At 34.6% G+C, this 23,484-nt stretch carries 19 protein-coding genes and 1 other annotated feature; of the genes, 14 read left to right on the top strand and 5 right to left on the bottom strand.

Annotated elements, in window-relative coordinates; all coding sequences use genetic code 11:
• The first annotated feature begins 275 nt into the window (after nucleotides 1-275).
• Nucleotides 276-1,049: a phosphotransferase family protein gene (locus tag NYE52_RS16185; protein WP_341194009.1), complete on the top strand. Its 774-nt coding sequence runs from the start codon at nucleotides 276-278 to the stop codon at nucleotides 1,047-1,049.
• Nucleotides 1,050-1,072: 23 nt separating this feature from the next.
• Here NYE52_RS16185 and NYE52_RS16180 read toward each other — a convergent pair whose 3' ends face one another.
• A complete protein-coding gene (locus NYE52_RS16180; protein WP_341194008.1) occupies nucleotides 1,073-1,351 on the bottom strand; it encodes a YtzH-like family protein in 279 nt (92 codons plus the stop codon).
• 230 nt (nucleotides 1,352-1,581) lie between these two features.
• Between NYE52_RS16180 and trmB the strand changes: the two genes are divergently transcribed.
• Nucleotides 1,582-2,220: a tRNA (guanosine(46)-N7)-methyltransferase TrmB gene (trmB, locus tag NYE52_RS16175; RefSeq protein ID WP_341194007.1), complete on the top strand. Its 639-nt coding sequence runs from the start codon at nucleotides 1,582-1,584 to the stop codon at nucleotides 2,218-2,220.
• A 74-nt stretch (nucleotides 2,221-2,294) separates the two neighbouring features.
• Here trmB and NYE52_RS16170 read toward each other — a convergent pair whose 3' ends face one another.
• Complete coding sequence (locus NYE52_RS16170; RefSeq protein ID WP_341194006.1) at nucleotides 2,295-2,609, bottom strand: PepSY domain-containing protein; 315 nt, start codon at nucleotides 2,607-2,609, stop codon at nucleotides 2,295-2,297.
• Nucleotides 2,610-2,873: 264 nt separating this feature from the next.
• Between NYE52_RS16170 and NYE52_RS16165 the strand changes: the two genes are divergently transcribed.
• The 6 genes from NYE52_RS16165 (at nucleotide 2,874) to murC (ending at nucleotide 10,691) form a co-directional block, all read left to right on the top strand.
• Nucleotides 2,874-3,947 (top strand): M42 family metallopeptidase, encoded by a 1,074-nt coding sequence (locus NYE52_RS16165; RefSeq protein ID WP_341194005.1) that lies wholly within the window; start codon nucleotides 2,874-2,876, stop codon nucleotides 3,945-3,947.
• Between the two features lie 177 nt (nucleotides 3,948-4,124).
• The gene (locus tag NYE52_RS16160) at nucleotides 4,125-4,640 is read left to right on the top strand and encodes a DUF84 family protein (protein ID WP_341194004.1); all 516 of its coding nucleotides are present in this window, start codon (nucleotides 4,125-4,127) and stop codon (nucleotides 4,638-4,640) included.
• Between the two features lie 190 nt (nucleotides 4,641-4,830).
• Nucleotides 4,831-5,145, top strand: a complete 315-nt coding sequence (locus NYE52_RS16155) for a thioredoxin family protein (protein ID WP_341194003.1) — start codon at nucleotides 4,831-4,833, stop codon at nucleotides 5,143-5,145.
• A gap of 251 nt (nucleotides 5,146-5,396) precedes the next feature.
• Nucleotides 5,397-6,197, top strand: coding sequence for a DUF1444 domain-containing protein (locus tag NYE52_RS16150; RefSeq protein WP_341194002.1), 801 nt, complete (start codon nucleotides 5,397-5,399; stop codon nucleotides 6,195-6,197).
• Between the two features lie 395 nt (nucleotides 6,198-6,592).
• Entirely contained in the window at nucleotides 6,593-9,133 is a 2,541-nt protein-coding gene (locus NYE52_RS16145; RefSeq protein WP_341194001.1) for a DNA translocase FtsK, read from the top strand.
• Nucleotides 9,134-9,392: 259 nt separating this feature from the next.
• Entirely contained in the window at nucleotides 9,393-10,691 is a 1,299-nt protein-coding gene (gene murC, locus NYE52_RS16140; protein WP_341194000.1) for a UDP-N-acetylmuramate--L-alanine ligase, read from the top strand.
• 110 nt (nucleotides 10,692-10,801) lie between these two features.
• On the opposite strand, the gene NYE52_RS16135 is transcribed toward murC, so the two are convergent.
• Entirely contained in the window at nucleotides 10,802-11,917 is a 1,116-nt protein-coding gene (locus NYE52_RS16135; protein ID WP_341193999.1) for an aminopeptidase, read from the bottom strand.
• 264 nt (nucleotides 11,918-12,181) lie between these two features.
• On the opposite strand from NYE52_RS16135, the gene NYE52_RS16130 reads away from it, so the two are divergent.
• The 3 genes from NYE52_RS16130 to ytxJ all read left to right on the top strand — a co-directional run bounded on the left by NYE52_RS16130 (nucleotide 12,182) and on the right by ytxJ (nucleotide 13,619).
• The gene (locus tag NYE52_RS16130; protein ID WP_341193998.1) at nucleotides 12,182-12,625 is read left to right on the top strand and encodes a DUF948 domain-containing protein; all 444 of its coding nucleotides are present in this window, start codon (nucleotides 12,182-12,184) and stop codon (nucleotides 12,623-12,625) included.
• 16 nt (nucleotides 12,626-12,641) lie between these two features.
• A complete protein-coding gene (locus NYE52_RS16125; RefSeq protein ID WP_341193997.1) occupies nucleotides 12,642-13,109 on the top strand; it encodes a YtxH domain-containing protein in 468 nt (155 codons plus the stop codon).
• A gap of 183 nt (nucleotides 13,110-13,292) precedes the next feature.
• On the top strand, nucleotides 13,293-13,619 hold the full coding sequence (gene ytxJ, locus NYE52_RS16120) for a bacillithiol system redox-active protein YtxJ (RefSeq protein ID WP_341193996.1): 327 nt from the start codon (nucleotides 13,293-13,295) through the stop codon (nucleotides 13,617-13,619).
• Between the two features lie 73 nt (nucleotides 13,620-13,692).
• On the opposite strand, the gene pilM is transcribed toward ytxJ, so the two are convergent.
• Nucleotides 13,693-15,876, bottom strand: coding sequence for a pilus assembly protein PilM (gene pilM / locus NYE52_RS16115; protein WP_341193995.1), 2,184 nt, complete (start codon nucleotides 15,874-15,876; stop codon nucleotides 13,693-13,695).
• Nucleotides 15,877-16,201: 325 nt separating this feature from the next.
• Between pilM and NYE52_RS16110 the strand changes: the two genes are divergently transcribed.
• The gene (locus NYE52_RS16110) at nucleotides 16,202-17,278 is read left to right on the top strand and encodes a bifunctional 3-deoxy-7-phosphoheptulonate synthase/chorismate mutase (RefSeq protein ID WP_341195211.1); all 1,077 of its coding nucleotides are present in this window, start codon (nucleotides 16,202-16,204) and stop codon (nucleotides 17,276-17,278) included.
• Between the two features lie 387 nt (nucleotides 17,279-17,665).
• Complete coding sequence (gene ccpA, locus NYE52_RS16105) at nucleotides 17,666-18,664, top strand: catabolite control protein A (RefSeq protein ID WP_341193994.1); 999 nt, start codon at nucleotides 17,666-17,668, stop codon at nucleotides 18,662-18,664.
• Nucleotides 18,665-18,793: 129 nt separating this feature from the next.
• On the opposite strand, the gene NYE52_RS16100 is transcribed toward ccpA, so the two are convergent.
• Nucleotides 18,794-21,679: a transglycosylase domain-containing protein gene (locus tag NYE52_RS16100; RefSeq protein ID WP_341193993.1), complete on the bottom strand. Its 2,886-nt coding sequence runs from the start codon at nucleotides 21,677-21,679 to the stop codon at nucleotides 18,794-18,796.
• A 147-nt stretch (nucleotides 21,680-21,826) separates the two neighbouring features.
• Nucleotides 21,827-22,051 (top strand) — a binding site (T-box leader).
• 83 nt (nucleotides 22,052-22,134) lie between these two features.
• Here NYE52_RS16100 and tyrS point away from each other — a divergent pair.
• Complete coding sequence (tyrS, locus tag NYE52_RS16095) at nucleotides 22,135-23,391, top strand: tyrosine--tRNA ligase (protein WP_341193992.1); 1,257 nt, start codon at nucleotides 22,135-22,137, stop codon at nucleotides 23,389-23,391.
• Nucleotides 23,392-23,484 lie beyond the last annotated feature (93 nt).

The raw sequence follows: 23,484 nt of genomic DNA, 5'->3' as shown, positions 1-23,484 counted from the left end.
TATTTAGTTAAAATTTAATATAAAATGGTTGGATATATTGGATACATAGTATAATGGTATGGATACTATGTCCTTTTCTTTTTATAACATTAAATTATAAGCACATATGTGTAAGTTGAAGAATGATTGCTGTACGATGAGTATATGTTTTCTATAAAGGATGAATAGCTGAAAATCATTTTTGTTTGTTCTTCCTACAAATTTAGGACAAAAAAGACTCAAACAGGAATTTCTCATCTTTTTTTTGGAGCATAATATATAGTAGGTGAACAATTTTGGAACATTTATTAGGGCAAGATTGGGAAATAACCCCTGCAGGTGGAGAAACAGGCGAAGCCTTTTTTGCACAAAATAATGGACAGAAGCTTTTTTTAAAGCGGAATTCTTCTCCGTTTTTAGCTGTGCTATCTGCAGAAGGAATTGTCCCAAAACTTGTTTGGACAAAAAGATTTGAAAACGGAGATGTTTTTACTGCCCAGCAGTGGCTAATAGGTAGAGAGTTTGGGCATTCGGATATGACGGATGAAAGAGTAACGATGTTGCTTAAAAAAATTCATACCTCTAAGCCATTATTAGAGATGCTTAAAAGGCTAGGCAAAACATCTTTTCATCCTGATATGATATTGTCAGTCATAAAAGCAGAAATAGACGATGAATTAAAAGAAAACGAGGATATCATTCGGTATATAAAATTTTTAGAAGAAAATCTTCCGTTTATAAAGACAACAGAACATGTTGTATGCCATTGTGATGTTAATCATAACAACTGGCTGCTTTCAGAAGACAACCAGTTGTATCTCATTGACTGGGATGGAGCAATGATTGCAGACCCAGCCATTGATTTAGGAATGCTACTTTATTGGTATATTCCAAAGAAAGACTGGAATAATTGGTTACACACGTATGGCTATGAACTTACAGATCATTTATCTTTAAGAATGAAATGGTATGTTATTGCTCAGACCATTAACTCCATCCGTTGGTACAAGAAAAAAGGTCGTTTTAGTGAAATGGAAAAATGGATGCAGTTTTTACATGATATTGATTAATTACTTTTTTTAAATGGATATTTTTATGATAAATTGTTAATGCCATCTACCCATTGAGACAATTGATCTTGATGTGAATGGATATGAGTGTCTAAATTTGAGGCATTAACACCTTGTTCACTGTAACGGTGTATTTCCTCTAATATTGGAAGGATATTTTGATCAATTTGATCATTGGTTCTTAAGGAAGTAATCAATCTCTCTATTTGCTCACATTCTGCTACAGAGCCACAGCAGTCCGTTTGTTGATTACTGAGAATATCGGCTAATAAAGCTAGTTGATGCTCATGATTTATAGGCATACATAGAACACCCTTTCTAATAGGTTCTAGTATGAAAAGAGGAAAATCATTCTTTTCAAATACCAGTTAAGGAATTCACTTATAGGTTGTGAATTCTTTTTTTCTTTATACAAAAGTTCCTAATGTAAATTTATCCTTCTAAAAATTAAGGTTGCCAAGAAAAGAGTATTGCATCCATGTATAATGCATGATATTGTTTGAAACGATAGTTATTAATAAGGAGTGTCCACATGCGATTAAGACATAAACCATGGGCAAAAGATAAATTAAGCGCATATCCGCAATATGTTATCCAGAACCCAGAAGATTGGAAAGGAAAATGGGACCAGGCTTTTAGTCAAAATGGTCCGATTCATATTGAAATTGGTACAGGGAAAGGCCGATTTATTACAGAAATGGCGAAAGCAAATCCGTCTATTAATTATATTGGTGTAGAATTACAAGAAAGCGTGATTGTTTCTGCATTAGATCGCTTAATTGAGGCAGAGGTTCCAAACTTAAAGTTAATGAATATGAATGCCGAAAAACTAACGGAGTATTTTGAAAAAGGAGAAATTAACCGAGTATATTTAAATTTCTCTGATCCATGGCCAAAAACAAGACATGAAAAACGTCGCCTTACGTATAAGACGTTCTTAGCTTCCTATGAGTCTGTGTTGGGAAATGAAGGAGAAATTCATTTTAAAACAGATAATCAAGGATTATTTGAATATTCCTTAAAGAGTTTTTCTGAATATGGAATGCTTTTAAAATATGTAAGTCTTGATTTGCATAATAGTGATTATGAAGGTAATATCATGACCGAGTATGAGGAAAAATTTTCTAATAGAGGAAATAGAATTTATCGTTGTGAAGTTCAATTTAGATAAATTTTTAAAGAGCTATCTCGAATCAAAAGAGATAGCTCTTTTTTTGCAGGTCTTCATATATAGACCGTAGTTGCTCAAGCTAATTGATTAACATCAAGAATATTCCCTGTTTCGCTATTTGAAACAAATTCATATACTTCTTGCTTGTCTCCGTTCATTCGAGTAATACCACCTCTATAAACAGTGAAAGAAGCTTCAAGAGTGTGAAGTGTTTCTTTCTCCATTTGAATCCAGGAACCGTTAATAGGACCTTTTTCTTTAAAGGCCGCTTTTGCTATTTGTAAAACCTCGTTGCTTGAAAGACCACTGTTTTTAATAATGGCTTCCTTTGCTATGTAGCTTGCAGCCACTCCTACAACAACGCCACCGATTAAATGTTTCCAATTCATAGCTTAACTCCTTATGATTTCTTATATTTTTAAAAGCTTTGTTTACCAAAAGGTAAGCATCATTAAAAAACTAGCTAATGTTATTATAGCTAATTTACTTCTTGGAAGAAATGATTAGGTAAATTATCTTCCTGTAAACAGATTAAGTGAATGGAAATGGATAAATTGGTAACGGATAAAGGAAAGTAGTGGTATGCGTTTAAATATTTCGGTACAATAAATATATTATCAAAATACATAGTAATTAAAGGAGCTTAATCTATAATGGAACAACAAACATTAGATATGTTTCGAACTTTAACAGAACTTCCAGGTGTAGCTGGAAATGAACATCAAGTTCGAAAGTTTATGAAAGAACAATTAAGTCTATATACAAATGAGATTGTGCAAGATAATCTTGGCAGTATTTTTGGTGTGAAAAGAGGAAATGAAGCTGGTCCAACTGTAATGGTTGCAGGACATATGGATGAAGTTGGTTTTATGGTAACATCCATCACAGATAACGGAATGATTCGTTTTCAGCCAATTGGTGGATGGTGGAGTCAAGTGCTTTTAGCACAAAGGGTACAGATTATAACGAATAATGGTCCTGTTACAGGCGTTATCGGTTCTATCCCTCCACATCTATTGGATGAAGCATTAAGAAGTAAACCAATGGATATAAAAAATATGCTTATTGATATTGGTGCTGATGATAAAGAAGATGCAGTGAAAATTGGAATTAAGCCTGGTCAAATGATTGTCCCGATTTGTCCATTTACTCCACTTGCAAATGAAAAGAAGATTATGGCAAAAGCGTGGGATAATCGTTACGGTTGTGGATTAGCAATTGAACTATTGAAGAATCTTCAAGGAGAAGAGACTCCTAATTTTTTATATTCTGGAGCTACCGTACAAGAGGAAGTTGGCCTTAGAGGGGCTAGAACAGCAGCTAATATGATTAAGCCAGATGTTTTTTATGCGTTAGATGCGAGTCCAGCAAATGATGCATCTGGGGATAAAAATCAATTTGGACAGCTTGGTAAGGGAGCGTTACTACGTATTTATGACCGCACTATGGTGATGCATAGAGGAATGAGAGAATTTATTTTAGATACTGCTGAGTCTAATAATATTGCGTATCAGTATTTTATTTCTCCTGGTGGAACCGATGCGGGACAAGTTCATATTTCTAATCAAGGGGTTCCTAGTGCTGTTATTGGCATTTGTTCTCGCTATATTCATACAAGTGCTTCTATCATTCATGTCGATGATTATGCAGCTGCAAAGGAATTGCTTATTAAATTAGTGAAAACGACAGATAATACAACAATTGAAACATTGCGTGCTAATCAATAATTATATTGAGATTAAAGAATACAGTTATCTCTGTTTCACCAAGTGGTTCAACACTTGGTGGAATATACAAATAGCTTAAATAAATTTTCTTAATAAAGGTGTCTCAACTATATGGTAGTCGAGATACCTTTTTCTGTAGAAAAAATGTCAATAATAGCTAGTTAGGAGAGAATGATCATGAAAGTTTGTATTGGTACAAATAATAAGGCTAAAGTAAATGCCGTCAAAAATTGTCTAGGCAACGATATACAGATAGAATATGCTATGTTCAACGTTAGCTCTGGAGTAAGTGATCAGCCATTTTCAGATGAAGAAACTATTACAGGTGCAATTAATCGAGCTAAAGCAGCTCTACAAGAGGGAGATGGAGATCTAGGAATCGGATTGGAAGGAGGAGTACATCAAACAAATGATATACTTTTTTTGAATAATTGGGGTGCACTTGTGTTAAAGGATGGAACAACTTTCATAGCAAGTGGAGCAAGAATACCATTGCCAAAAGAAATTGAAACAAAATTAGTTGCAGGGAAAGAATTAGGACCTGTGATGGATGAGTATGCCAAAAAAGAAAATGTTCGTCATAACGAAGGAGCAATAGGGATATTTACAAATGGCAGAATAAATAGAACGATAATGTTTCAACATGTAGTCGAATTACTTTTAGGACAAATGGAATTTCAGCAATCCAATTAATAATTGGAGGAACGAAAAACGAAAAGCAATTTACATGCAAGTGTATAAAAGAACTTAAAATGGAACAGAAAAAAGGTCTTTTATTGGTGATAAAAACAAGGCGGTTGGAAAGCATATTAGTAGTGAAGAACATGTAATTCTGATACTATTTAGATAAAATGTATCAGAAAAGATTGAAGGGGGAAATACAATGAAAGATTTACAAACAGTAGAGGAATTTACAGAGCTAAAAAATAGTCAAGAAAAGCATATTTTCCTTTTTTCAGCTGAATGGTGTGGAGACTGTCGATTTATTGAGCCATTTATGCCTGAAGTAGAAGCTAAATATAATAACTATACATTTATTCATGTTGATAGAGATAAATTCATTGATACATGTATTGAATTAGATGTATTTGGTATTCCGAGTTTTGTTGCCTTTGAAGGCGGTAAAGAGCTAGGTAGATTTGTAAGCAAGGATCGAAAAACACAAGAAGAAATTGAAAAATTTATTGAATCTTTGTAAAAGAAAGCTGTGTAGCTAATTCCTGAAGTAAGTGAAAACAGTTTAAGAAGAATCGTTTGTTTAAAAGGTTGTCTCCTATAAAAAATGTAGCTTAGGAATGACGAAGTTTCCTGGTATATTTTTTATTTGAGATAACCTTTTTTCCATTGACCCAAAATAAAAATTCAACACCAAAAAAGATGAATATAAAACGGATTAGAGTATAATAAATAGGACGAAATTCAATAGGACGGAAGTGAAGTAGAATGAAAATGACAAGTAAAAAAATGAAGGACATGCTTAAACAACGAATAAATAATGAGGATCGAACTTTTACTTTTGATAGTAAAAAAGATCAAGTACGCATAGAAAGTAAACAAACAGGCAAAGGAGTCACTGTTTCCTTACCTGAAATAATTGCAAAATGGGAAACACAAAAAGAGAAAGCTGTAGATGAGATTGTTTATTATATAGAGCATGGATTAGGAGCAATTGAAAAAGATAGCAAAATAGAAGGGAAAGAGAAAAAAATATTTCCTGTTATCCGTTCTACCTCTTTTCCACTACAGTCAAATGAGGAAATTCCATTTATAACAGATGAGCATACGGCAGAAACAAGAATATACTATGCGTTGGATATGGGAAATACGTACCGTCTTATTGACGAGAAATTGATGGAAAAGGAAAAATGGACACCGACATCTATGAAAGAAATGGCGCTTTTCAATGTAAGATCATTATCCACTAATGTAAAGGCGGATAATGTTGCAGGGAATGTTTTCTATTTTTTAAATAGCAATGATGGCTACGATGCCAGTAGAATATTAAACGAAGCCTTTCTAAAAGAAATGAATGAAAAGCTTGAAGGAACGATGACGGTTGCTGTCCCACATCAGGATGTACTTATTATTGGTGATATTCAAAATGAAACAGGATATGATATCCTTGCACAAATGACGATGAGCTTTTTCGCAAGTGGTAGAGTTCCAATTACGGCATTATCTTTTCTTTACGAAGATGGGGAATTAGAACCAATCTTTATTTTAGGGAAAAATAAAAAAAGAGAAAAATAATGGTATGAATGTAATGAAATCGATGCATAAATTACTTTTGAATGACATCTAATTGCAATGTTTATATATTAAAATAATCTTTATGTAGATTTAAAAGTTAAACATATTAGAAGAAGAACACCTATCCATTGATGAATCAAGTAGTTATTTTTGAAATATTCCTTGTTTTTACCTAATTAAAAAGAGAGACTTGATGAAAGAGCAATTAGGACTAAACAAACTTTCAAAAAGTTTCTCTTTTTGTTTTGCTCCATTCATATGATTAATGGAAGGTACATCTCTTTGTTTAGTCTCCTTCCAAAAAGGGAAAGGAAGAGATGTTAAAAAATAGTGCTCGAAATTCTGAACATAACTGTTAAAATAGTAATGAGATTTGAAAGAAAGAGTGATTAAGTGTGAATTGGTTCAAGAAAGTGTTTAAACAGTTTGTTAGTGAAGAAGATGAGCTGAACCAAGTGGAAGAAACGGTAGAGGAATTTGATCAACCAGATAAAGAATCTACAGCTTGGAAGAAGGAGATGGATTCCAAAGTCATTTATCAATATCCGAAAGGAAACTTTCGCTTTCCGTTAATTCCAGATGGGGATGAAGACAATAGGAAGGAAATAGAAAGAAAGAAAAGAAGAGAAACTAGGCAAACTTTCGAGGAGGATAGGCAGGAAGACATTTCATTATTCAATCGCCCATCTGTTGAACAGCCGAAAAAAAATGTGTTGGAAGAACAATCATCAAATACATATAGTTCAAATCGGCCTTTCAAGCCAACAGAAATTGTTTCGCCGATATATGGATATAATCGCCCAGAAAGAAATGTGGAAAGTAAAGAAACGAGCACTGAAATCCCGCAACCTATAACAAAAGAACAATTCGAAATTCCGAAAGAATTAGCTCATATAAAGACAGAACAAAGGCTAAATGAGGAATTACTTTCATTAGAGGAAGCTAAAGAAAGAATAGCTGTAGCACAAGATTCAACAGTATCGATGAGTGTAACGGAACAAGTGAATGAGGAAGAGCCAATTCTTTCTCTGTTTACAGAAGAATGGTTAGATGAAGAAATAGCTTCCAACGACAAGGATAGTGAGGAAAGTTCCTTAGATTTGGATGAGAATGAGATAGCTTCTCCTGTTATGATTGCGAGTGAAATGGATATGGAAGTAAATAGGGAAGATAGGGAACTTGAGAGTTCAGAAGAGAATCAAGAATTTATCCCACAGCCTAATGAAATCCCGTCGATACAGATGGAAGAAACAGAAGTAGAGGAAGAAGAAAGCCTCCCGCAAAATAGTCAGGAAATAATAGAAGAGAAGATGGAGTCAAGACAGGAAGAAACAGTGGAGAAATCAACTTCTTCTCGAAAAGGACCTTTGCCATTTAATGTGTTAATGCTTAATAAGGACAGACAATCAATGGCTAATAAAAGGGAAGAAAAAAAAGTTAATCATGAACCACAGACAAAGGTTGAAGAAATAGTTACACCTATGGTAGAGAACGACTTAGAGGAACATCATGACTTGCCTTATTATGTTTTCCCTGAAGAAGATTTATTGCATCCTCCTATTTTACAAATAGAAAAGGATGGGTGGATTGAAGAGCAGACAATGCTTTTAAATAATACATTTACTAACTTTAATGTCCATGCAAAGGTAGTAAATGTTACACAAGGACCATCTGTAACAAGATATGAAGTACAGCCAGAACCAGGAGTAAAGGTTAGTAAAATTACAAACCTTTCTGATGACTTAAAATTAAGCTTAGCTGCAAAGGATATAAGAATTGAAGCACCTATACCTGGAAAGCATACGGTTGGGATAGAAGTGCCAAACCAGAAGAGTCGACCTGTGCTTATAAGAGAAATTTTAGAAAGCGATGAATTTAAACATTCTTCTTCTCCTTTAACCGTTGCGATGGGCTTAGATATTTCAGGTAAGCCAATCGTTACTGATTTACGAAAAATGCCCCATGGCTTAATTGCTGGAGCAACAGGTTCGGGAAAAAGCGTATGTATAAATACGATGCTAGTTAGTTTGCTATATAAGGCAAAACCAGAAGAATTAAAGTTATTATTAGTAGATCCTAAAATGGTTGAGTTAGCTCCTTATAATTATGTTCCACATTTAGCAAGTCCAGTTATTACGGATGTCAAGACGGCAACTGCGGCATTAAAATGGGCTGTAGAAGAAATGGAAAGAAGATATGAGCTGTTAGCACATGCTGGTGTTAGAGATATTACTAAATATAATCAACTAGCAGAGGAGCATAAAAGATATAGCGACAAATTGCCATATCTAGTCATTGTTATTGATGAATTAGCTGATTTGATGATGATGGCTCCTGCGGATGTAGAAGAAGCAATCAGTAGAATTGCACAAAAAGCGAGAGCCTGTGGGATCCATCTCTTAATTGCGACACAGAGACCGTCAGTTGATGTTATTACAGGCTTGATAAAGGCAAATGTTCCAACCAGAATCGCCTTTTCTGTTTCTTCTCAAATTGATTCACGAACAGTGATTGATATTAGTGGTGCTGAGAAGCTATTAGGAAAAGGGGATATGCTGTTTTTAGAAAATGGAACGTCTAAGCCAGTACGATTACAGGGTACCTTTGTTTCAGATGAAGAAATTGACCAAGTGGTGGCTCATGTTAGAAGAGAAAGAAAACCTGAGTATTTATTTGAGCAAGAAGAGCTATTAAAAAAGGTTCAAATGTCTGAAGAAGAGGATGAACTATTTTACGAAGCATGTGAATTTATTATTGAGCAAGGTGGTGCTTCAACATCCAGTCTTCAAAGAAACTTTAAAATAGGATATAATCGAGCAGCGAGACTGATGGATATGATGGAGAAGCAAGGGTTTATTTCAGAAGCAAGAGGGACAAAGCCGAGAGATGTATTAATTACAGAAAGTGAATTAATACAATTACAGGATAGCGAATAAGGAAAAAGCTTGGATGGATAAAATATATGTCATACATTGGAAATGTATTGTTGCATAGTTTTTAAACATAAAAGATGGTATAATGAATAAATGTGAAATGAAAAAAAGGAAAAAAAAGTTAATGTTTAGCTGAAACATGAATAATGAGCTGAATGAGAAAAATATAACTAGAACAAAATTGCATACATAAATGCAATGAGCAAATTGAACGAGGATATCATATACTGTTAAAAGATATGCGTAGTTGGAGGTTCTTTATATGACTATTTACCACTTCGTAGGTATAAAAGGGTCGGGTATGAGTGCATTAGCACAAATTTTACATGATATGGGTTTAGAGGTACAAGGATCGGATGTGGAAAAAAGATTTTTCACTCAGATTGCTTTAGAACAGGCGGGAATTAAAATTCTTCCTTTTCAACGAGAAAACATTAAACCAGGAATGAATGTTATTGTTGGGAATGCTTTTCCAGATACACATGAGGAAGTAGAGGAAGCAGTAAAGCTAGGTCTTCCAGTAATACGTTATCACCGTTTCCTTGGTGACTTTATGAAGCAATTTACAAGTATAGCGGTTACCGGTGCGCATGGAAAGACATCAACAACCGGGTTGCTTTCACATGTAATGAAAGGTGCGAAGCCTACTGCTTATTTAATTGGTGACGGAACAGGTAAAGGGGTAGTCGGAGCAGAGTACTTTGCTTTTGAAGCCTGTGAATACAGAAGACATTTTCTTTCGTATTTCCCTGATTATGCATTAATGACTAATATTGATTTTGATCACCCAGATTATTTTGCCAATGTAGACGATGTATTTTCTGCTTTTCAAGAGATGGCATGGCAAGTGAAAAAAGGAATATTTGCTTGTGGAGATGATGAACATCTACAAAAAATCCAAGCGAAAGTACCAGTTGTATTTTATGGTTTTGGGGACGAGAATGACTTCCAGGCCAGAAATGTGGAGAAAACGACAGAGGGTACAACATTTGAAGTTTATGTTCGAAATACTTATTACAACACTTTTTCTATTCCGACATTCGGAGATCATAATATCTTAAATGCATTAGCGGTTATTACACTTAGCCATTATGAAGAATTGGATGCAGAAGTTGTAAAAGAACGTTTAATGACATTTGAAGGTGTTAAACGAAGATTTACCGAAAAGACAATAGGTACACAGGTGATTATTGATGATTATGCCCACCATCCTACTGAAATTAAAGCAACGGTGGAAGCAGCACGTCAAAAATATCCTGATCGCGAAGTAGTTGCTGTATTCCAGCCACATACATTCTCTCGTACACAAGCGTTTCTTCAAGAATTTGCAGATAGTTTGAATTTAGCAGATTCGACTTATTTATGTGAAATATTTGGTTCAGCACGAGAAAATCATGGGAAGCTCAGCATTAATGACTTAGCTGAAAAAGTACCAGGAAGTAAAATCATTTCAGAAGAGTCAATCTCTTCCTTAAAAGAACATAATAACAGTGTTATCTTGTTTATGGGTGCTGGCGATATTCAAAAATATCAAAGTGCTTATGAGAAAACATTAGGATAAAAAAAGGACTCTTTAGCCTAGGCTAAAGAGTCCTTTTTTTCAACCGTTTATTTAGTGTTTTGGAAGTCAATTTATTTCTTATTCCGGGCACTTAGGCTTTTTTTTAAACATTATTTCAAATTCTCTGGATTTAATGCTTCTAATTCTGGAATAACAAATTTACCATCTTTTCTGATAAGTACATCATCAAAGTAAATTTCTCCGCCACCATAATCAGGACGTTGAATATTTACCATATCCCAGTGGATATTGGAGTTATTGCCATTATAGGCATTATCATAAGCTTGTCCTGGTGTAAAGTGGAAACTGCCATCGATTTTCTCATCAAATAAGATGTCTTGCATTGGATGTAAAATATATGGGTTTACTCCAATTGCGAATTCACCAATATAACGAGCCCCTTCATCTGTATCCAATACTTTATTCAGTCTTTCTGTGTCATTTGACGTTGCTTCCACAATTTTTCCGTTTTCAAACTTTAGGCTTACATTTTCAAAGGTAAAGCCTTGATAAGGAGAAGGTGTATTATATGTTAGTACACCATTGATAGAATCACGTACAGGTGCAGTATAAACCTCGCCATCTGGTATATTCATTTGACCAGAACATTTAATTGCTGGAATATCTTTAATGGAGAAAGTTAAGTCTGTGCCAGGCCCAGTTAAACGAACCTTGTCTGTGCGATTCATTAACTCCACAAGTCCATCCATTGCCTTATCCATCTTGCCATAATCTAGATTACAAACATCAAAATAGAAATCTTCAAAAGCGTCTGTACTCATTCTCGCAAGCTGTGCCATAGATGGGCTAGGATAACGAAGGACAACCCATCTCGTTTTTGGTACGCGGATTTCTCTATGGACCTTTTTACCGATTGTTGATCCTTCAATTTTCATCTGTTCTGCAGGAACGTCTGCAAGCTCATTGATGTTATCACCAGCTCGAAGCCCAATGTATGCATCCATATTGCTCATTACATTTGCTTCGAATTGTGCCATCATTTCATATTGCTCTGTTTGAGCGCCTAAAAGAAGGGAACGGTTAATATCATTATCTTTTAGGGAAACAAAAGGATAACCGCCAGCGGCGTATGCTTCGCGTACAAGTGCTTTTACAAGCTCCTTTTGAAGTCCAAAGTTTTCAATAAGGACTTTTTCACCTTTTTGTAAACGAATAGAATAATTAATTAAGTTTTTTGCTAATTGATCAATGCGTGGATCCTTCATATGTACCTCCATATAATTTAAATGTAATAACTTTCTTATTGTACCCGAAAAAATTTTTTCCTTAAATATAAACGGTAATAAAAAAGATAAAATAAGAAAAAATAAAAAAGATGCGTACTTCTTTCTCATGGTTTTTCCTGCAATGTTAATAAATGAAAGGAAAGGAATCATTTGTTTCTGTAAGTTTTTCCAATTATAATGAAACTAAGGTTTTAGTAATAGTGATTATGGGAAAAGACCAATAAAAGTGGAGGTGCGATAAGGATGATAAATCTTTTATATGTAAGTGTAGCTTTAATAGCTATAGCATTTACGATTCTAGTCATTTATGTTGCAAGAACGTTAAAATCATTACATATTACGCTGGACAGTGTTTCGAAAACACTTGTCGGGTTAGAAAGACAACTTGATGGCGTAACAAGAGAAACAACTATTTTATTGCAGAAAACGAATGATTTAGCTACAGATATTCAACAGAAATCTGAGAGTTTAAATTCAGTTGTAGATGCAGTCAAGGATGTAGGAACAAGTGTACAGGGCTTTAATCAGTCTGTTCAAACGATAACACAAAATGTAGAAAGTACGCTTACAAAGAATCAAGATAAAATTGCTCAAATTGTTCAATATAGCAAGGTATTTATGAATATCAAAGATCAATGGCAAGCTAGAAAAGCAGAACAAAATCGAACTCGAGTAAGAAGTAATTAAAAGGAGGATGTTAAGAATGAAGCGAGAACAAGAAATAATCCATGCACATGAAAGCTCAAGTACTAAGGATTTTCTAGTCGGTGCCATTTTAGGTGGGGTTGTTGGGGCAGCTACAGCTTTATTTCTTGCTCCAAAAGCTGGTAAAGAATTGCTTCATGATTTGAATGGACAAGCAGGAGTATGGAAGGATAAAGGGATTGAATTAACGGATACTGTAAAAGAAAAAGGCACAGAGTTCATTTCTATTGCGAAAGATAAAACGGATCAAATAAGTAATGTTGTTACTAAAACTTCTGTTGATATTATGGATAAGGTGAAAAATACAAAAGGTCAAGATAACATTGCTGAGCATTTCGATGAGTTAAAAGAACAAGCATCGGATTTGAGTGCTAGTTTAAAAAGTTCAGAATTCGATGAAATTCAACAGAAATTAGAAGAAACAAAAAGAGCGTTTGATGAGACGGAAAGTAAATACAATCATTAATGGTCAGTATGTTTGGATAAAATGGTGTTAAAGCTTGCAGTCTATATCCCCTTTGCGTTCTGCTTTCAAAAGAGAGGTATATAGGCTGTTTTTATATGTTTTTAAGGTGTTCCCTCTTCTATGCATTTTAAGGCTGTTTACTATTCCGTACACTTATTTACTCCGTATAAAGGATGGTTAAAAATGAAAAAAATAGACTCCATTGAAAATTTTGAAGAGCTAGTGCAAGGAAAAGACGTTTTTTGGTTGATTAAGCATAGTTTGACATGTCCAATTAGCGCAAATGCTTTTGATGAATATAAACAATACGTGGGAGAAAATAAAGATATTGACACATACTATTTAGCTGTACAAGAGGCTAGAGCATTATCTAACTATATAGCGGAAAAATATCAAGTAAAGCATGAATCACCACAAGCACTACTTTTTAAAAACAACCATATTGCTTGGCATGCATCTCATGGGAAAATTACCGTAGCTTCTTTACAAAATGCTGTGAACGAAAGTTAAACCCACTAATCTTAGTGGGTTTTATTAATGAGTGCTATTAACAATAAGAGCAATATTTTATGGCTACATGTCTTTATTTGTTCATAGAGGGACTACTTCCTGTTTTAACTGGCCAAATGATTGATAACTTATCTTCTTTTTTTATGGGAGTTAAAAAGGTTGCACGTTCTCCGTTTCGTAAGAGTTGAAAAGATCCTCCGCCATTTTCTGGCATATTAATATTTACGACAGCAAATAAATCTTGAAATAAAAACCCATCAAAAGGTTTTTGTTCTATTCTAATATCGTCTCCACTATATAAAAGATCCTGCATTTGAAGAATTTGTCCTTTTCTTCGTATTTGTGCTAATTGTTTTGTAAGGGTTATTTTTTTGTCATTAAAATAGACAGGAAGTACTTGGTACATTAAAATTTGTTTTCTTTCTGCCAATTCTTGAACGGTTGGTGTTTTTCTTTTTTCTAATATAATTTCATCATTATGTTCAAAAAGTTGATTTAAGCGACAAGATAGCCCGTTTTTTACAATTCTTCCTGAGAAAGCAGGAAGGATTGTTTCCTTTCCATTTATTAAGATTTGAAATGGTTGTGCCTCATCGATTAGTTGCGTTAAATGCAGGGTTTCTAATACTTCTTGAATGGTTGTTGTAGTACCCGCTCTATATTCAATGACATCTTTATCTTCTATTTGATGGTCAACGGAAACAGCTTTGCTATTACAAATGATTTTCGAATGAATAGTATAGCTTTTATTATTAATAGTAATCTTTTTGTCTGGTTCTGTATCGATTAAATCCTTTATTTGAACAATCGCTTGTTCTCCATCTTTTCCACGGTAAACCGTTAATGATTCACCATCTTCCACAGTATCTTCTAACGAGCAAGGTATTTCATTTCTTAATATAGTCGGTCCTTCCCCATGACTTCCTGGGATTGTTATTTTTTGATTATTGATCGTTACAATCATTGCATTACCAGGTTTTCCATATAACTGGTTCATTTTAATGCCTGATGCTAAAATACAATCTCCAACTGTTAATTTATTTACTTCAAATAATCTAACCGGTTGTTCATTAATATACACCGTTTTGTATTGAACGGGTGATTTTTCAGCAGTGATAGCAATACCGATTGGTGTTACAAGCTCTGGTCCTAAGTGGAATGACTTCTCAAAAGTTAAATGAGTAATAGCATCAATTCCTCGAATTGCAACACGATTAGAAGGCAGATTCAGCATTTCAGCAATTTTTAATTGCAATGCAGGAGTTTGGCTTCCTCCACCGACAAGCATTACTGCCTTGGGCGATTTATGATTGTTTAATGACAGAATTTCCCTGCAGATTGTATCTGCCAATTTATCTAATGCGGGTTCTATTTCTTTAATGACCTCTTCTTTATGCAATTCAGTCGTAAAACCAAGGATATCTGAAATAGAAATATGATCATTTTGGGATAGTTCCCTCTTGGCCTTCTCTGCCAATGGAAAGTCTAATAAATATGCGTCACTAAGAGCTTCCGTTATTTCATCTCCAGCAACAGGCACCATTCCATAAGCAATTACAGTACCAGAGTCGGTAATCGCAATATCAGAAGTTCCTGCGCCAATGTCTACTAAAGCAACATTTAATCTTCTCATGGAAGGGGGAATTAGCACATTAATGGCAGCAATTGGTTCTAGCGTCAATGCTTGCATTTCTAAATTTGCTCGATGTAAGGCTGCTATTAATGACTCTACAACAACTTTAGGTAAAAAAGTTGCAATAATTTCTACCTTTGCCATTAATCCTTGTTGATCAATTAAACTCCCCATTTCTTGTTCATCTAGAGAGTAGTAAAGAACCGAATAGCCAACACAGTAATAAAACTGACTTTTATCACGCTCATTTTTTTCTGCGACAGAGCTTTGAGCCTGCTGGACGGCAGTTAACTCCATATGTAGTATATCTTCTTTCGTAATAAGTGGCTTTCTTTCTATGTTCATTTCATAAGACGCTCGTTCTGTCTTTAATGCTCTACCTGCAGCTGCAACACTAACTTTTTCTAAAGGTCCATGCTTTATTTCTAATTTATTTTTAATTTCTGTAATAATTTTGGAAACGGCTAATACGTCGTGAATTTGACCATCCAACATGGCTCTTTCTGTATGTTCAATTGCTAAAAGATCTGCAACATGGTAACTTTCCTCTTTTTTTTCTAAGATAATGCCCACAACAGATCGGGTACCGATATCTAATGCAAATAGTTTTTCATTATTTTGCACAGAAAAACACCTTCTTTTTATTTAAATATAGACTCTTTTTCAACGCTTATTCATGCATTCATTCTATTGTTTAATATGGAAGTAGCAGAAATGGATTAAAGAAATAACATTAATCTTATACTACCAAAAGGAAATAATAATGCTTTAACGCTTAAAAGCGTTTAATTGTTAAAGAAAAATAGTGACAATGTGATAAATATGATTTATAATTAACCCAATTAAGAGAAATGTAACATATTTTTGCATTTGTATAAAGAATCTAGGCGAATTGTATAAAAGGAAATTATACAGTATTGTGCTTTTTAATGAAGGGATGAGGATGATTGTGAGTAATAAGGAACTAGAAGAATTACGTAATCGAGTAGATGAATTAAACTTAGAAATTTTAGAAAAAATTAATGAGCGTGCAAGCCTTGTTCAAAAAATTGCGCAAACAAAAGTTACCCACGGAGCTCATCGATATGATCCTGTTCGTGAAAGAAATATGCTTGATCATATCTTAAATAAAAATGATGGTCCATTTGATAATGCAACGATTTCTCATTTATTTAAGCAAATTTTTAAAATGGGCTTACAATTACAACAAGAGGATGATAGCAAAGCACTATTAGTATCCCGTAAGAAAAAGGCGGAGGATACAATTGTGGATATTAAAGGGACAAAAATTGGGGATGGTACGCCGAAATTTGTATTTGGTCCTTGTTCGGTAGAATCTTATGAGCAAGTAGCGCAAGTGGCTGCATCTGTGCAAGCAAAAGGACTCAAGCTTCTTCGCGGAGGTGCATTTAAGCCGAGAACATCACCTTATGATTTCCAAGGACTTGGTGTTGAAGGCTTGAAAATATTAAAAAGAGTAGCAGATGAATACGATTTAGCAGTAATCAGTGAGATTGTTAGTACGGAGCACATTGAGACGGCGTTAGATTACATTGATGTTATTCAAATTGGTGCACGCAATATGCAAAACTTTGAATTATTAAAAGCTGCTGGAAGTGTGAAAAAACCGATTCTATTAAAACGTGGATTAGCAGCAACAATTGAAGAATTTATAAATGCAGCAGAATATATTATGTCACAAGGAAATGACCAAATTATCCTTTGTGAGCGCGGTATTCGCACGTATGAGCGTGCAACGAGAAATACATTAGATATTTCTGCAGTTCCTATCTTAAAACAAGAAACACATCTACCAGTATTTGTTGATGTAACCCATTCGACTGGAAGAAAAGATTTACTATTACCTTGTGCAAAAGCAGCTTTGGCTATTGGAGCAGATGGAGTAATGGCAGAAGTTCATCCTGATCCTGCTGTAGCATTATCTGATTCCGCACAGCAAATGGATATCGGACAATTCGATGAATTTTACAGAGCAATACAATCAACACCATATGTAAAGGCATAATGTGTTTTTTATACATCTTTTGAGAACTGCCCCGTTCAAGTTAGATATAACATGGACGGGGTTTTCTCTATTGGTGCTACTATTTTATTAAATAAAATGTTTCTTATACGCTTATATTGACAAATTCATTTATATTTTTTTAGTTTTTATGGTAAACTGAATGGAAGAATGCTTAACTAAAAGGTTTTTTAGCTAAATGATGAAAAAAAGTCGTTTTTTTTGAAAAAAAATGAAAGCTTGTCATTGCGGCTTTTACGACGATATCGTATCATTAGTACATAATTAGACAAGATTAGCTAAAAGGAAATATCGATTATGATTAGGAAATAGCTTCTTGCCGTAAAATAATTGAAAGAAAAGGTCGACTAAAAGGAGTGCTAAATAACAATGAATATAACAATATATGATGTTGCAAGAGAAGCAAGTGTTTCCATGGCAACCGTTTCCCGTGTTGTTAATGGAAACCCAAATGTAAAGCCAACAACAAGAAAAAAGGTATTGGAAGTTATTGATCGATTAGGTTATCGTCCCAATGCAGTAGCAAGAGGACTTGCAAGCAAGAAAACAACAACAGTTGGAGTAATTATTCCAGATATATCAAGTACCTTCTTTGCAGAATTGGCTAGAGGGATCGAGGATATAGCAACAATGTATAAATATAATATTATCTTGAGTAACTCAGACCAAAATAAAGATAAAGAACTACACTTATTAAACACGATGCTAGGAAAACAGGTGGATGGTATTGTATTTATGGGTGGTAATATTACAGAGGAACATGTTAGTGAGTTTGAGAAGTCCCCTGTGCCTATTGTTCTTGCTGCTAGTATAGAGGAGAGCAAAAAGATTTCTTCTGTTAATATTGATTATTCACAGGCTGCATATGATGTGGTAACTAGCTTTGTTGAGAAAGGTCATAAATCTATTGCCATTGTTCTTGGTTCATTAGAAGAGCCAATTAATAAAAATGAGAAATTAGGCGGTTATAAGAAGGCATTAGAAGCTGCTGGGATAGAGTATAACGAAGAATTAGTAATTGAAGGAGATTATACCTATGAATCTGGTATGGAATCTTTTGATAAATTAATGGAAGTAGATAATAAACCAACTGCTATCTTTGTTGGTTCAGATGAAATGGCGTTAGGTGTTATTCATGGAGCAGAAGATAAGGGGTATAAAGTACCGGAAGATTTCGAAATTGTTACATCTGATAATACAAAATTAACGTTAATGGTTCGTCCACAACTTACAACGGTTGTACAACCTTTATATGATATTGGGGCAGTAGCAATGAGATTACTGACAAAATATATGAATAAAGAAACAGTAGAAGATCATATTGTAACACTTCCACATCGTATTGAATCTCGTAATTCAACAAAATAATCTTATTACATGAAAAAAGCCAAAGTAGGGTATGTTTCCTGCTTTGGCTTTTTTGTGTAAAAAGCTGAATAGGTATAAGGTGAGAAATGAAAGGGGAGAATCAATGATTGATCCTCCCACTAGACTGTTTTAATTATTTTCTTTCTCATTAGCCTTTTCTTTTTGTTCTGTATTATCTTGCTGATTATTTTCTTTCTTTTCGGCTGTTGGATTATTGTCTTTTTTCTCTATATTTTTGTTTTCATTTTCTTGATTCGACTTTTCATTTTTTTCTTGCTGAGTTTCCTGCGGTTTACCTATTACAATCTCATTTGAATCTTTTGATTCTTTACCGGCAATATCAACAGCTTTAACGATAAAGGTTCCATTTCCAGCTTTAAAACTCAATGTATTTTCTGCCTTTATACTTTTCACTTTTTTACCATCTTTATAGACACGATAGCCAATAACATCTTTTTCCTTATGCGCATTCCATGTAATTGTGTCGCCTTTAAGATTAATGTTCAGTGCACTAGGTGCCTTACCATTGTCTTCAATTTTATTATTTGGAATGATAAGATTCTTCAACTTTGGATTGTTTTCGCTAAGAATACTTGGATCACTAATACGTATACCAAATAATTTTTCAATGTAATCCGGATTCAGCATTAATCCTTCTTCTGAAAATTCGCTTGGTGTTGAATCTAAAGCCATATATTTTTTATTGCCAACTTGAACATATTTACCGGCAACTAAGCTATCATCTCTTTTGGATGGAACTGTCCCAGATTTAAATAAATCGGTTGTAACTAATCCGGCTTTTGAACATCCCTCAGAAGGTAATAATCCAGAAATTGAACATACAGATTGTCTCACGATTCCACCAGGCATTTTAAAGGTTTCTGGAGGGTCGATAAGCTCTGGTGCTATGTCATATGCAGCATTTAATAAATCTGCCCATAAATAATTATTACGTTTACTGTAGGATAAACCAGATGTTTCTAAAGATTTTGGAGTATCATAGCCTGTCCATACACCGAAAGTTACGTTTGGATTTGTGGCAATTAACCAAGAGTCATTCAGATCTTGTGTTGTTCCTGTTTTACCAGCCCAATCTGAGCGGAATTTTAAGCGGCCGTTTACAGCAGCTGCTGTTCCTTGATTAATAACATCTCTCATCATGTCTAACGTTAAATATGCGGTTTGTGGGCTAAATACATCAACTGGTTTTACTTCATGCTGATAAATAACATTCCCGTTTTTATCCTCAATTTTCTCAATCATATAAGCGTCAATATGTTTCCCGCTATTTGCGAATGTAGAAAATGCATTTGTATTTTCCTCAACAGTTACACCGTATGAGAGTCCTCCGATGGCGGCGGATCTTGTTGAATGGTCTTTTTCATCCAATGTAGTAATGCCCATTTTCTCTAAATATTGCATTGGATTTTGCGGCATAATATCAATATATGCCTTTACTGCAGGGACATTATAAGATTGTTGTAGTGCATATCTTGCAGTAACTAAACCATGGAATCGGAAATCATAGTTGTTTGGCCATACTTTTCCTGGTGTACTTGGATTTAATCGTAATGGTACGTCTGGAAGAACGCTACCTGGCGATAATGTACCTAATTCTATTGCAGGAGCATAAACAAGTAGTGGCTTCATCGTTGATCCATTTGGTCGCACACTGCTTGTAGCATGGTTAGTCGCTTCTCGATTATAATCGCGTCCCCCAACAAAGCTTATGATTGCCCCGGTTTTATTCTCTATTAGAATTGCTCCAGTTTCTACTGGTTCCATGATGGTTACTTTTTCTTTCGTTTCTGGATCAATCACTTGTTGTGGCTTATCCGGTCCAAAAAGTTGAGAGTTTTTAACCGTATCTTGGTGAATATCATAAATTTTCTTGTTAATTGTGCTATGAATTTTATAACCATTTTGATGGATTTGTCGGTCAGCAATTGTCGTGTATTGATCTGCTAGAACGTCGTCTGCTTGTAAATCTTCTGCCGTATATCCATCTTCTTTAGCTAGCATCTCAGCAATAATTTGTTTACTTCGTTTTTCAAGTTCTATGGTTAAAGCAGGATAGTCTTCCAGTGGACTTTTTTTAGGACCAATAAAATCTTCTGTTATGTCATATGCCACTGCTGCTTCATACTGTTTTTTAGAAATCTTTTCTTGATCATACATTCTATTTAAAACAGTTTTCATTCGATTTAATCCAGGATCTAAATTCTTTTTCAGTTTTCCTTCCTGGGTAAAAGGAGTATAACCAAATGGACTTTGTGGAAGGCCTGCAATAAATGCAGCCTGTGGCAAAGTTAAGTCTTTCGCTTCAACACCAAATATGCCGTTTGCTGCTGATTGAACACCAGCGATATTTCTTCCAGAAGAATTTCTTCCAAAAGTTGAAACATTCAAGTAAGCCTCCAATATTTCATCTTTCTCAAAAAATTTCTCTAGCCTAAGTGCAAGTAAAATTTCCTTTGCTTTTCGTTCAAAAGATACTTCGTTTGTTAAAATTTGATTTTTGATTAATTGCTGTGTTAATGTACTCCCACCTGATTGAGTGGAAGTATTCGCTACTTCTTGAAATAATGCTCGAAAGATTGCCTTTGGGACTACTCCATTATGTGTATAGAAATTTTCATCCTCAGTAGCAATTACAGCATCTTTTAAAAAGGCTGAAACATCTTTAATCTTAACTTCTTCCCGTTCCAGGTCAGTAGGGACCTTCCCAAGAAAATCATTATTAGCAAAGTATAATTCGGATGTTTCTTCATAATTATAAATATCTTTTTGCATGGACGTATAAGGACGGATTGGTTCATCCTTAACAAGTGATGCAAAGTATCCTGCACCAATTCCAAGCCCGAAAGCACCACCTATCACAATAATAAGGATAAATAGTAAAGTAACATTCCAGGTTACCTCATAGGTTAATCGGGCTCCTTTTAGTGTTCGTTTATTGGTGAAGAAGCTTATAAAATGGTTTAAAGCATTTTTCCACTTCGGCCTTTCATTCATGGTATCATTCCCCCTAAAATCACATACATTATAGCATAAAGAAGAGGGGAATATAGACAGAGTTCGATATTTTTCCTGTTTTTTCGAATAATTGTTTGACATTAACAGCTTTTTTATGGTAAAAATAAGCTAACTATATATTGATTCGTTATTGCTTTGAAGGGAATAAGTAGTTCTTTTATCACTATAAACAGAGAGCCATTGGTCGGTGTAAAATGGTATAAATAAAGGAATGAATTACCTCCTGGAGCTTTCGCTGGGAAATTTGTTTAAATTAGTAGCAGTGAACGGCATGAACCGTTATTCTAAATGAAGTGGAGAAATAGTTTTCTCAAATTTTGGGTGGTACCGCGCTAATTTGGCGTCCCTGCATATATATGCAGGGACTTTTTTGTGTTTACTTTCATCAATAACGAATAAATATGACAAGGATTATAATCAATGGAGGAATATAAATGAATTTACTAGAAGATCTTCAATGGAGAGGGATTATTTATCAACAGACAGACGAAGAAGGCTTAAAAGAACAATTAGCAAAAGGAATGGCTAGTTTGTATTGTGGAGTGGATCCAACTGCTGATAGTATGCATATTGGTCATTTACTGCCCTTTCTAACGTTAAGACGGTTTCAGAATGCTGGACATCGTCCTATTGTATTAGTCGGTGGTGCAACTGGCCTAATCGGGGATCCGAGTGGGAAAAGTGAAGAAAGAAAGCTACAAACATTAGATGTTATTGGTCATAATGTGAAATGCTTACAAGCACAATTAGAAAGAATCTTTGATTTTGATGGAACAAATGGTGCGGTGATGGTGAATAACTATGACTGGGCTGGGAAAATGGATATTGTAACGTTCCTACGTGATTATGGAAAACATATCGGTATTAACTATATGTTAGCAAAAGACACCATTGCGAGTCGTTTAGAAACAGGGATTTCCTTTACAGAATTTACTTATACCATTTTACAAGCGTTAGACTTTTTACACTTATATGAGAACCATGATTGTAAATTACAAATTGGTGGTAGTGACCAATGGGGAAATATTACAACTGGGTTAGAATTAATTAGAAAGAATCAGCCTGAAGGTGCGAAGGCGTATGGATTAACTATTCCTCTTGTAACAAAAGCAGACGGTACAAAGTTTGGTAAGACGGAGAGTGGAGCTGTTTGGTTAGACCCTGAAAAAACAACACCATATGAGTTTTATCAATTTTGGATTAATACGGCAGATGCGGATGTAATTAAGTACCTAAAATTCTTTACATTCCTTGCTAAAGAGGAAATTGAAGGATTAGAAAAATCGGTACAAGAAGAAGCGCATCTGCGTAAGGCGCAAAAAACATTAGCAGAAGAAATGACAAAATTAATTCATGGTGAGAAAGCACTTGAACAAGCACAAAAGATTACTGCTGCATTGTTTAGTGGAGATATTAAAAACTTAACTGCAGATGAAATCAAACAAGGATTTAAAGATGTGCCAACATATGAACATAAAGAAGGGGAAGCGCTTCTTGTAGATTTACTTGTTGCAGCAGGAATTGTATCTTCGAAAAGACAAGCGCGCGAAGATATAACAAACGGTGCTGTCTATATCAATGGAGAACGGAAACAGGAATTAGATTATGTTCTCACAGATGAAGATCGTATGGAAGGACAATTTACTGTCATTAGACGTGGGAAGAAAAAATATTATTTAATTAAGTTTTAAGGAAAACGCCCTGAAAGGATAACTTTTGGGGCGTTTTTAATGGAATTAGTTCTTATAATAAGATGGGGAAATTTAAGGGATGAATTCAATCAA

The organism is Niallia sp. FSL W8-0635, from assembly GCF_038007965.1.
Lineage (GTDB): Bacteria > Bacillota > Bacilli > Bacillales > Cytobacillaceae > Niallia.
Note: the sequence above shows the minus strand (reverse complement) of the source record. Positions and strands in the feature narration are given on the sequence as shown.

Excerpts from the sequence above, each read along its gene's own strand:
- ccpA (WP_341193994.1), top strand. The coding sequence starts at position 17,666 with ATGAATATAACAATATATGATGTTGCAAGAGAAGCAAGTGTTTCCATG.
- trmB (WP_341194007.1), top strand. The coding sequence starts at position 1,582 with ATGCGATTAAGACATAAACCATGGGCAAAAGATAAATTAAGCGCATAT.
- NYE52_RS16170 (WP_341194006.1), bottom strand. The coding sequence starts at position 2,609 with ATGAATTGGAAACATTTAATCGGTGGCGTTGTTGTAGGAGTGGCTGCA.
- NYE52_RS16155 (WP_341194003.1), top strand. The coding sequence starts at position 4,831 with ATGAAAGATTTACAAACAGTAGAGGAATTTACAGAGCTAAAAAATAGT.
- murC (WP_341194000.1), top strand. The coding sequence starts at position 9,393 with ATGACTATTTACCACTTCGTAGGTATAAAAGGGTCGGGTATGAGTGCA.
- NYE52_RS16125 (WP_341193997.1), top strand. The coding sequence starts at position 12,642 with ATGAAGCGAGAACAAGAAATAATCCATGCACATGAAAGCTCAAGTACT.
- NYE52_RS16160 (WP_341194004.1), top strand. The coding sequence starts at position 4,125 with ATGAAAGTTTGTATTGGTACAAATAATAAGGCTAAAGTAAATGCCGTC.
- NYE52_RS16130 (WP_341193998.1), top strand. The coding sequence starts at position 12,182 with ATGATAAATCTTTTATATGTAAGTGTAGCTTTAATAGCTATAGCATTT.
- ytxJ (WP_341193996.1), top strand. The coding sequence starts at position 13,293 with ATGAAAAAAATAGACTCCATTGAAAATTTTGAAGAGCTAGTGCAAGGA.
- NYE52_RS16135 (WP_341193999.1), bottom strand. The coding sequence starts at position 11,917 with ATGAAGGATCCACGCATTGATCAATTAGCAAAAAACTTAATTAATTAT.
- NYE52_RS16150 (WP_341194002.1), top strand. The coding sequence starts at position 5,397 with ATGACAAGTAAAAAAATGAAGGACATGCTTAAACAACGAATAAATAAT.
- NYE52_RS16180 (WP_341194008.1), bottom strand. The coding sequence starts at position 1,351 with ATGCCTATAAATCATGAGCATCAACTAGCTTTATTAGCCGATATTCTC.
- NYE52_RS16100 (WP_341193993.1), bottom strand. The coding sequence starts at position 21,679 with ATGAATGAAAGGCCGAAGTGGAAAAATGCTTTAAACCATTTTATAAGC.
- tyrS (WP_341193992.1), top strand. The coding sequence starts at position 22,135 with ATGAATTTACTAGAAGATCTTCAATGGAGAGGGATTATTTATCAACAG.
- NYE52_RS16165 (WP_341194005.1), top strand. The coding sequence starts at position 2,874 with ATGGAACAACAAACATTAGATATGTTTCGAACTTTAACAGAACTTCCA.